The following is a 7786-nucleotide window of genomic DNA, read 5'->3' on the forward strand; positions in this document are numbered from 1 at the left end:
CCTTGTCCCCTCCCGCCGACGACGCCGCAGTGCCCACCCTGGTGGGTGAGGAGCAGTTCGCACTCGGGAGGCAGTCATGGTGGTGCGGCCTGGACTGGATCAGCTCGGACTCAACGCGGGCAAGCGCGCACGCCTGCATCGGCTGCTGTTCCGCAGCGGGCTGGAGAACGGCACGGCCTTCTTCCTGCCCTACGACCAGGGGCTCGAGCACGGGCCGAGGGACTTCTTCCCGAACCCCGCGGCCGGCGACCCCGGCTACGTCCTGCGGCTGGCGGTCGAGGGCGGCTTCAACGGGATCGTGCTGCAGATCGGGCTCGCCGAGAAGTTCTACTGGACCTACGCGGGCGAGGTGCCGCTGGTCCTGAAGCTCAACGGGAAGACCGACATCCCGTCGGACGCCTCGGCCCTCTCGCCGGTCAACGCCTCGGTCGAGGAGGCGGTGCGTCTCGGCGCCGACGCGGTCGGCTACACCCTCTACGTCGGCACCCCGGCCCAGGAGGCCGACTTCACCGCCTATCGGCAGGTCCGCCACGACGCCCAGCGACTGGGCATGCCGCTCATCGTGTGGGCATACCCGCGCGGCTCGGCGATCGAGGCCAAAGGTGGCAAGACGTCGTTCTACGCGGTCGACTACGCCGCGCGGGTCGCCAGCGAGCTCGGGGCCGACATCGTCAAGGTCAACTTCCCGCAGCCGGAGCTGCGGGCGGCGGTGAAGCCCGAGTACGACCGCGAGTTCACCAGCCAGGAAGCCATCGACGCCGTCGTCCGTTCCGCGAACCGCACCCTGGTCCTCGTCTCCGGGGGCGAGCGCGCCGGCGACGAGGCGATGCTCACCAAGGCGCGCCAGTCGATGGACGCGGGTGCGCTGGGGCTCATCTTCGGCCGCAACACGTGGCAACGGCCGCATGAGGAGTCGCTGCGGTTCGTCGCCGCCCTGCGCGAGATCCTCGCGCGTCATCCGTCGCCGCCGGACTCGACCCGTCGGCCCGAGCTCATCGGCTGAGCCGCCCAGCGCCGCGCCTCGTTATGCCGGTGCGTCCGGGGAACGTCCGAGCCGGCGCAGTGCCGTCTCGAGGACGTCACCGGGCGCCGCCGTGGTGTCGAGAACGGCGGCGCCGGGCCATGGGACCGCCTCGCGGGCCAGCGCGAGGGCGACCTCGGCTCCCGCCTCCGACAGGTCGGCGCCGGCCCCGAGCCGTCGTTGGGCGCGGACTGCCGCCAGCTCGGGGTCGAGGCGGCACTCCAGGACGGCGAGGGTGCTGGACGTCCGTTCCGCCAGATCGCTCGCGAGCTCCTGGGTGGCCGGGTCGCCGAACGTCGCGTCCAGGACGACGGTCTCGCCATGGGTCAGGGACAGTTCCGCACGCGCGAGCAGGGTGGCGTACGCGGCGTCCTTGGCAGCTTTGGTATAGCGCGCCGGCCCGGCCTCGGGCAGCTCCCGGCGGACCGCGTCGGAGCTGAGGAGCACCGCTCCGACGGCGTCCGCGAGCCCGCCGGCGAGCGTCGACTTGCCCGTCGCCGGGGCTCCGCAGACGACGACGAGCCGGACCTCGGCCTCCCGGGCGTGCGCGACCGCGAGGTCGGTGAGGGCGCGGGCCTGGGCAGCCGCCGACTCCTCACCCTGGGCGGCCCGGATGCACGTCACCTTCGCCCGCACGAAGGCGCGATAGGACACGTAGTGGTGCGCCAAGGAGGGCCGGGGCGGCGTACCGGCGTACTCGACGTAGGCGTCGAGGAAGAGTCGAGCGAGATCGGGATGCCCGAGGTGCTCGATGTCCATGGCGAGGAAGCTCACGTCGTCGAGGACGTCGACATAGCGCAGCCGGTCGTCGAAGTCGAGGCAGTCGAGCACGCGGGGATGGTCCGGGAGGCAGAAGACGTCGTCGCTGATGAGGTCGCCGTGGCCGTCGACGATGCAGCCTTCGTCCATCCGGGACCGCAGGAGCGCCTCCCGCCCGTCGAGGTAGCGACGGACCAGCTGCGACAGCGCGTCGTGCTGTGCGGCGTCGAGGATGGGGCCGACGTACCGCTCGGTCTCCCGCAGGTTCGCCGTCCAGCGGCGACGCAGGGCTTCGGCGCTGCCCTCCGCGCTCACCTCCGGACCGCGTCGCGCCTGCGCGTGGAAGGCGGCGACGAGCCGCGCCAGCGCCCGAAGGCACGACTCGACCGGGACGCCGCGCCGCAGCAGGGCCGATAGGCGTGCCTCCTCGGGCATCCGGCGCATGACGAGGACGTACTCGCGCGCTGCTCCGTCGGCATCCAGCAGCGTGTCGACCCCGAGGTAGACGTCCGGCGACAGCCGGCGGTTGAGGTCGAGCTCGCGATAGGTCATCCGGCGGCGGGCATCCAGGGTCCGGAAGTCCAGGAAGCCGAGATCGACCGGCTTCTTGACCTTGTAGGCCAGATCGCCGCACAGCAGCACCACGGCACTGTGCGTCTCCCGCACGAGTGCCGCCGCGCTCTGTGGGCCGGTGGCTGGCTCCATCGACGTGGTCCCTCCATCGACCTGGTCCCTCTATCGACGTAGTCCTAGGGGGCGACGGAAGCGGCCGCGGCGAGGTCCTGGCCGGCGGTGCTGCCCCCGTCGACCACGAACTCGGCGCCGGTGCAGTAGGACGACTCGTCGCTGGCGAGGAACAGCGCGAGGTTCGCGACCTCTTCCGGGGCGCCGATCCGCGGGATCGGCTGCTGGGCGAACATCTCGGGACGGACGGTCGCGCCGGTCCCGTCCGGGTCGGTCATCGGGGTGCGAACCCCGCCTGGGTGGATCGAGTTGACGCGGACACCGGCGTGCCCGAACTCGATGGCCGCTGTCTTGGTCAGGCCCCGCAAGCCCCACTTGCTGGCGACGTAGGCGCCAAGGGTGGAGTAGCCGATGAGCCCGCCCGTCGACGACACGTTGACGATCGACCCCCCACCGCCGGCGGCCATCGCGCCCCCAACGACCTTCATGCCGAGAAACGGCCCGACCAGGTTGACGGCGAGCACGCGCTCGAAGTCATCCTTGGAGGTCTCGGCCAGGGATCCGTAGTGCAGGATCCCGGCGTTGTTGACGAGCACGCTCAACCGGCCGTACGTGCGCTCCGCGACGGCGCGGGCGACGTTCCACTCGTGCTCGTCGGTCACGTCGAGGTGGACGTACATCGCGCTGGGACCGAGGTCCTCGGCGAGGACCTTGCCCTCGACGTCGAGGACATCGGTGATGACGACGCGAGCACCCTCGGCCACGAAGAGCCTGGCCTCCGCCGCACCCATGCCACGGGCGGCTCCCGTGATGAGAGCCACCTTCCCTTCGAGCCGGCTCATGACCAGTCCTCCTTCGTGGCCGCGTGCGCTCGCGCGTCCTCACTCATGGGTCACGTGATGGTGACCCGAAGCGGCTTCTCCTCCTGCGCCTTGGGCAGCCGGACGGTCAGGACACCCTCGGCGAGGGTGGCGCTGACCTTGGTCTCGTCGACCGGGGCCGGCAGCGTCAGGTCGTACTGGAACTCTCCGGTGATCCGGGTGGAGCGGCGCATCACGCCGGACCGCTCGGTCTCCTTGCGCACACCGTTGATCGTGACCCTGCGTCCGGCCACGTCGATGGTGATGTCCTTCTTGGGGATACCGGGTACGTCTAGCTCGATGGTGAACGCGTCGTCGGTCTCCTCGAAGACGTCCGATGGAGCGAAGTCCGCTCCGTGCGGCGTCGCGTGCCACAGCGCGTCGAGGGCTTGCGTCAGCCGCGTGTTCCAGGGGAACAGGTCTGTCCACGGCTGCCACGAGGTCACCTCGGGACCCTTGGCGCGCTCAACTGCGGTGGTCATGACTCCTCCTCGTTCGAGCACAACAGGGCGATTCCATGAGACCTCGCGACGCCCGTCGGGGCCAGAGCCGAAGGTCCCCCGGGACTTCTCGTGTCTCTCCGGGGACCTTGGCCCCTGGCAGCGAGGTCGGCGACGGGGCAGGCTGGCGAAGCGAACCTACGACGGACCGGAGGTGGGTCATGGCTGGCGACCTCACGTCAGGCGTCGACGCACGGCTGAACGAGCTCGAGGAGCGGGTGGCGGTGCTCACCGAGGCGGTGCGCACGTTGGCGCGCGGCCTGGAGGGGCTGCCCGGCGGGCCGGACGGCGACCTGCACGAGGCGCGCCGCGCGGGTGCGCTCGCCCGAGAGGTGCTGCTGTCCGAGAAGACGTGACAGGCTGTCGGCTGCGCGGGCCTCGGGTCCGTCGTCGGCCGCCTGCGACCTGGATGATCTGAGGGTGCGGGCATGTGGTACTTCCGGGCGCTGGCGTTCGACCTGGACGGCACGCTGGCCAGCGTCGATCGGGTGCCCGGCGAGGTGCTGACGGAGCTGGACGCGGTCCGCGAGGAGCGGGCCCTCATCCTCGTCACCGGGCGCCGCAACGACGAGCTCGACGAAGCCTTCCCGGGGCTCGCTGCGCACTTCGACGCGGTCGTCACCGAGAACGGCTCCGTGCTGCGGACCGCTGTCGGGGACCGGCTCATCGACCGCCCTGTGGACCCCGACCTCGACAAGGCGCTCGCGGACCGAGGGGTCCAGGTGCAGCGCGGCCGGGTCCTGCTCGCCCTCGACGGGTCCGACGCGGCGACCGCGGTGGAGGTGATCGCCGGCCTGGGGCTGGACCATCAGGTAGTGCACAACCGGGGGAGCGCGATGGTTCTCCCGGCCGGCGCCACCAAGGGACGCGGGCTGCTGTACGCGCTCGACCAGCTCGGGCTCTCACCGCACAACACGATCGCCGTCGGCGACGCGGAGAACGACTTCTCGCTGTTGCAGGCGGCGGAGGTGGGCGTGGCGGTCGCCAACGCCGTGCCGTCGCTGGCCGACCGCGCCGACCTGGTCCTCGACCACCCGGACGGGGCCGGCGTCCTGGAGCTGGTCCGAGGGCCCCTGCTCGCCGGGCACAGCAGGCTGTGCCCGGACCGGCACTGGGTCACCGTCGGGCAGTTCGACGACGGCGAGCCCGCGCGCCTGCCGGGGTCGCAGTACAGCGTCCTGGTGAGCGGCGAGACGGGAGCCGGGAAGAGCTACCTCGCCGGCCTGCTGGCGGAGCAGTGGATCGAGGCGGGGTACTCGGTGGTCGTCGTCGACCCGGAGGGCGACCACACCGGGCTCGCCGAACGCCCAGGGGTGCACCTCGTCGACGCCTCGGTCCACCTGCCGAGCGCGAGCGACGTCATGGCCGTCATCCGGCCGAGCCGGGCCAGCCTGGTCCTGGACCTGTCCGGCCTCGATCCCGAGACGAAGATCCGGTACCAGGAACGGATGCCGGAGGTGATCAGTGCCGAGCGCGCACGGCACGGCTTCCCCCACTGGGTCATCTACGAGGAGGCGCACCAGCCCGACTGGAACGACACGCACCCGGCGGCGGCGACCGTGGCCGAGCCGGGGACGTGCGTCGTCACCTGGCGCCCCGAGGCGTTGCCTCCGGAGCTTCGGCGCAACATCTCGCTGACGCTGACCCTCACCGGCCGACCGCTCGGGCCGCGGGGGCGGTTGCGCGCCACCCTCCAGGAGGCCGGCTCACCGGCCCGGGCGTTCGAGCTGGACCAGAGGCGCAGCACGCACGTGCGGCACCGCCACAAGTACGCGGCCATGCCGCTGCCGCCGTCGCGTCGGTTCTACTTCCACGGCGAGGAGGGTGCCGGCGCGGCGTCGCTCGAAGAGTTCAGTCTGCGGCTGCGCCACTGCGACCTGGCGGCCCTGGAGTACCACCTGGCGCGCAGTGACTTCTCCCGCTGGGTGCTGGACACCCTCGCCGACCAGGAGCTGGGACGCGAGCTGGCGGACATCGAGCACGACGCGAGCGCCAACCGGGCGGCCGCCCTCGAGCGGGCTCGACACCGGTCGCTGGAGGCGATCCAGCGGCGCTACCTGGCAGGATGAGCAGCAGCTACTTCTTGCCGACCATCAGGACGGCGGCCGCGATGAGGGGAAGCAGCGCCAGCCCGCCGCCGACCCAGACGGCGATCGCGTACACGGTCCCGTAGAAGCGCTTGGCGAGGAATCCCGCGGTCACGAACAGCGCGACGGCGACGACGAGGCCCAGCATCGGGATCGGGCGCGCCACCCACACGGACAGGCAGGTGCCGATGGTGATCCCGTAGGTCAGGAGTCCGGTCAGAGACAGCGCGAGCATCGGCCGCCAGGGCACGCGTCCCTCGGTCGCCTCGGGTTCCATGGCCGCGACGGTACACGCGGGGTTCTTCCAGACGGTTGTGCCTCGTCGTCGGCATCGGCCAGGCTTCAGGCGTGGCGAGCGTCGAGTGGGTCTACTTCCTGGACCGCCTCGCCCCGGCGCGGACGTACTGGCTGGCCACCACGACACCGGACGGCGCACCGCATGCCGCGCCCGTGTGGGGAGCGGTGGCGGAGGGACGGCTGTGCTTCTTCAGCGAGCGCAGCACGGTCAAGGCCCGCAACATCGCCCACGATCCGCGTGTCCTCGTGCACCTCGAGAGTGGTGAGGACGTGGTGATGGCCCGCGGCCGGCTGATCGACCTCGGGGCGCCGGCGGACGTACCCGCCGTCATCGCCGCCTTCGCCGCGAAGTACGTCGACCCGGCGGATGCGGTCTACCTGCCGCCGACGGACCCCGCGTCCGACGTGGTGTGGGCCCTCGAGCCGACGTCGGCGACGGCCTGGTCGCTGGAGGAGCTGGAGACGTCGCAGGTTCGCTGGCGGGCGTGAACGCCGTCGGGGGAAGGACGTCGGGACTGTCGGGCGGTGCTGTTGGATGACGCCATGAGCGACAGGTGGACCGATCCGGAGAACGACCCGCGCACCTACGCCAACCCCCAGGGCGAGCTCGCGACCTACCGCGAGTACCTCGGCAACTACCGGCTGACCATCGGGATGAAGTGCGAGGGCCTGGACGCCGAGCAGCTCGCCCGACGCTCCGTCCCGCCGAGCACGCTGAGCCTGCTGGGCCTCGTGCGCCATCTCGCGCAGGTGGAGAACCACTGGTTCCAACGCGTCCTCCAGTCGATGGACGTGCCGCAGCTGTACAAGAGCGAGGAGCACTGGGACGCCGACTTCGACGGCGCGGTCGGGGATCCGGCGGTCGTCGAGGAGGCGTTCGCCTCGTGGCGCTCGGAGATCGCGGCGGCCGACGAGTGGTTCGGCTCGATCGACGATGCTGACCTCGGCCGCGAGGTCCCCTTCGACGACGGGTCGGTCGCGGTCCGCGACGTGGTCGTCCACCTCATCGAGGAGTACGCGCGCCACGCCGGCCACGCCGACCTGCTGCGCGAGTGCATCGACGGCCGCACCGGAGAGTGAAGTTCGACCTGACCGGCGGCGGCCAGAGGAGCGCCGCCATGCGTCCGCCCACGATGCTGAACACGATCCCGATGACTCCGAAGAACCAGGGCGAGGGCGTCAGTTCACGTTCCGGTGGCTCAGCGCGCGGATCGCGACCGTGATGGCGACAGCGCCCCATGAGTGCCTCGCCCAGACGACCCGCTGTGCCGGGACAGCGACTTCAGGTGCGTGGGCGCCCCGGTCTCGGGTGCGGTGAACCGTTCGAGGAGCTGCTCGAGGTCGCGTGCCGGGCGGTCCTGCTTGGCTTCGCGTGCGGTCCTGTCAGAGCTTCATCTAGGCCTCTTTGCAAGACGCATGACAAGGGGCTCGTCCGGGAGGTGGTGGGCGATACAGGACTTGAACCTGTGACCTCTTCCGTGTCAAGGAAGCGCGCTAGCCAGACTGCGCCAATCGCCCTTGCGTGAAGCGTCCCATGCCATGGCGGCCACGGGGCTCCGAGGTGGAGACGGGATTTGA

Annotated in this window: 9 protein-coding genes and 1 tRNA gene; 5 read left to right on the forward strand and 5 right to left on the reverse strand. The window is 71.2% G+C overall.

Going from position 1 to position 7786, the window contains the following annotated elements:
* Positions 1-76 precede the first annotated feature (76 nt).
* A complete protein-coding gene (locus VMI11_08325) occupies positions 77-1003 on the forward strand; it encodes a fructose-bisphosphate aldolase (protein ID HTY72416.1) in 927 nt (308 codons plus the stop codon).
* A gap of 21 nt (positions 1004-1024) precedes the next feature.
* Here VMI11_08325 and VMI11_08330 read toward each other — a convergent pair whose 3' ends face one another.
* Genes VMI11_08330 through VMI11_08340 form a run of 3 tightly spaced genes read right to left on the reverse strand, consistent with a single transcriptional unit; the run spans position 1025 to position 3806 of the window.
* Complete coding sequence (locus tag VMI11_08330) at positions 1025-2485, reverse strand: AAA family ATPase (GenBank protein HTY72417.1); 1461 nt, start codon at positions 2483-2485, stop codon at positions 1025-1027.
* A 44-nt stretch (positions 2486-2529) separates the two neighbouring features.
* Positions 2530-3306 carry a glucose 1-dehydrogenase gene (locus VMI11_08335; GenBank protein ID HTY72418.1) on the reverse strand — a complete coding sequence of 259 codons (777 nt, stop codon included), beginning with the start codon at positions 3304-3306 and terminating at the stop codon, positions 2530-2532.
* Between the two features lie 50 nt (positions 3307-3356).
* The gene (locus VMI11_08340; protein ID HTY72419.1) at positions 3357-3806 is read right to left on the reverse strand and encodes an Hsp20/alpha crystallin family protein; all 450 of its coding nucleotides are present in this window, start codon (positions 3804-3806) and stop codon (positions 3357-3359) included.
* Between the two features lie 179 nt (positions 3807-3985).
* On the opposite strand from VMI11_08340, the gene VMI11_08345 reads away from it, so the two are divergent.
* Together VMI11_08345 and VMI11_08350 are read left to right on the forward strand one after the other, a co-directional pair.
* Positions 3986-4180, forward strand: coding sequence for a hypothetical protein (locus VMI11_08345; protein HTY72420.1), 195 nt, complete (start codon positions 3986-3988; stop codon positions 4178-4180).
* Positions 4181-4252: 72 nt separating this feature from the next.
* A complete protein-coding gene (locus tag VMI11_08350; protein HTY72421.1) occupies positions 4253-5893 on the forward strand; it encodes an HAD hydrolase family protein in 1641 nt (546 codons plus the stop codon).
* A gap of 7 nt (positions 5894-5900) precedes the next feature.
* On the opposite strand, the gene VMI11_08355 is transcribed toward VMI11_08350, so the two are convergent.
* The gene (locus VMI11_08355) at positions 5901-6188 is read right to left on the reverse strand and encodes a hypothetical protein (protein ID HTY72422.1); all 288 of its coding nucleotides are present in this window, start codon (positions 6186-6188) and stop codon (positions 5901-5903) included.
* Positions 6189-6259: 71 nt separating this feature from the next.
* Between VMI11_08355 and VMI11_08360 the strand changes: the two genes are divergently transcribed.
* On the forward strand, positions 6260-6697 hold the full coding sequence (locus VMI11_08360) for a pyridoxamine 5'-phosphate oxidase family protein (GenBank protein HTY72423.1): 438 nt from the start codon (positions 6260-6262) through the stop codon (positions 6695-6697).
* Positions 6698-6751: 54 nt separating this feature from the next.
* Positions 6752-7288, forward strand: coding sequence for a DinB family protein (locus VMI11_08365; GenBank protein ID HTY72424.1), 537 nt, complete (start codon positions 6752-6754; stop codon positions 7286-7288).
* Positions 7289-7648: 360 nt separating this feature from the next.
* On the opposite strand, the gene VMI11_08370 is transcribed toward VMI11_08365, so the two are convergent.
* Positions 7649-7726, reverse strand: a tRNA-Val gene (locus VMI11_08370).
* Between the last annotated feature and the right edge of the window lie 60 nt (positions 7727-7786).

Source organism: Actinomycetes bacterium (assembly GCA_035506535.1).
Classification (GTDB): domain Bacteria; phylum Actinomycetota; class Actinomycetes; order DATJPE01; family DATJPE01; genus DATJPE01.

Bases quoted from the DNA above. Each gene is read 5' to 3' on its own strand.
- VMI11_08325 (HTY72416.1), top strand. From the start codon at position 77: ATGGTGGTGCGGCCTGGACTGGATCAGCTCGGACTCAACGCGGGCAAG.
- VMI11_08330 (HTY72417.1), bottom strand. From the start codon at position 2,485: ATGGAGCCAGCCACCGGCCCACAGAGCGCGGCGGCACTCGTGCGGGAG.
- VMI11_08335 (HTY72418.1), bottom strand. From the start codon at position 3,306: ATGAGCCGGCTCGAAGGGAAGGTGGCTCTCATCACGGGAGCCGCCCGT.
- VMI11_08340 (HTY72419.1), bottom strand. From the start codon at position 3,806: ATGACCACCGCAGTTGAGCGCGCCAAGGGTCCCGAGGTGACCTCGTGG.
- VMI11_08345 (HTY72420.1), top strand. From the start codon at position 3,986: ATGGCTGGCGACCTCACGTCAGGCGTCGACGCACGGCTGAACGAGCTC.
- VMI11_08350 (HTY72421.1), top strand. From the start codon at position 4,253: ATGTGGTACTTCCGGGCGCTGGCGTTCGACCTGGACGGCACGCTGGCC.
- VMI11_08355 (HTY72422.1), bottom strand. From the start codon at position 6,188: ATGGAACCCGAGGCGACCGAGGGACGCGTGCCCTGGCGGCCGATGCTC.
- VMI11_08365 (HTY72424.1), top strand. From the start codon at position 6,752: ATGAGCGACAGGTGGACCGATCCGGAGAACGACCCGCGCACCTACGCC.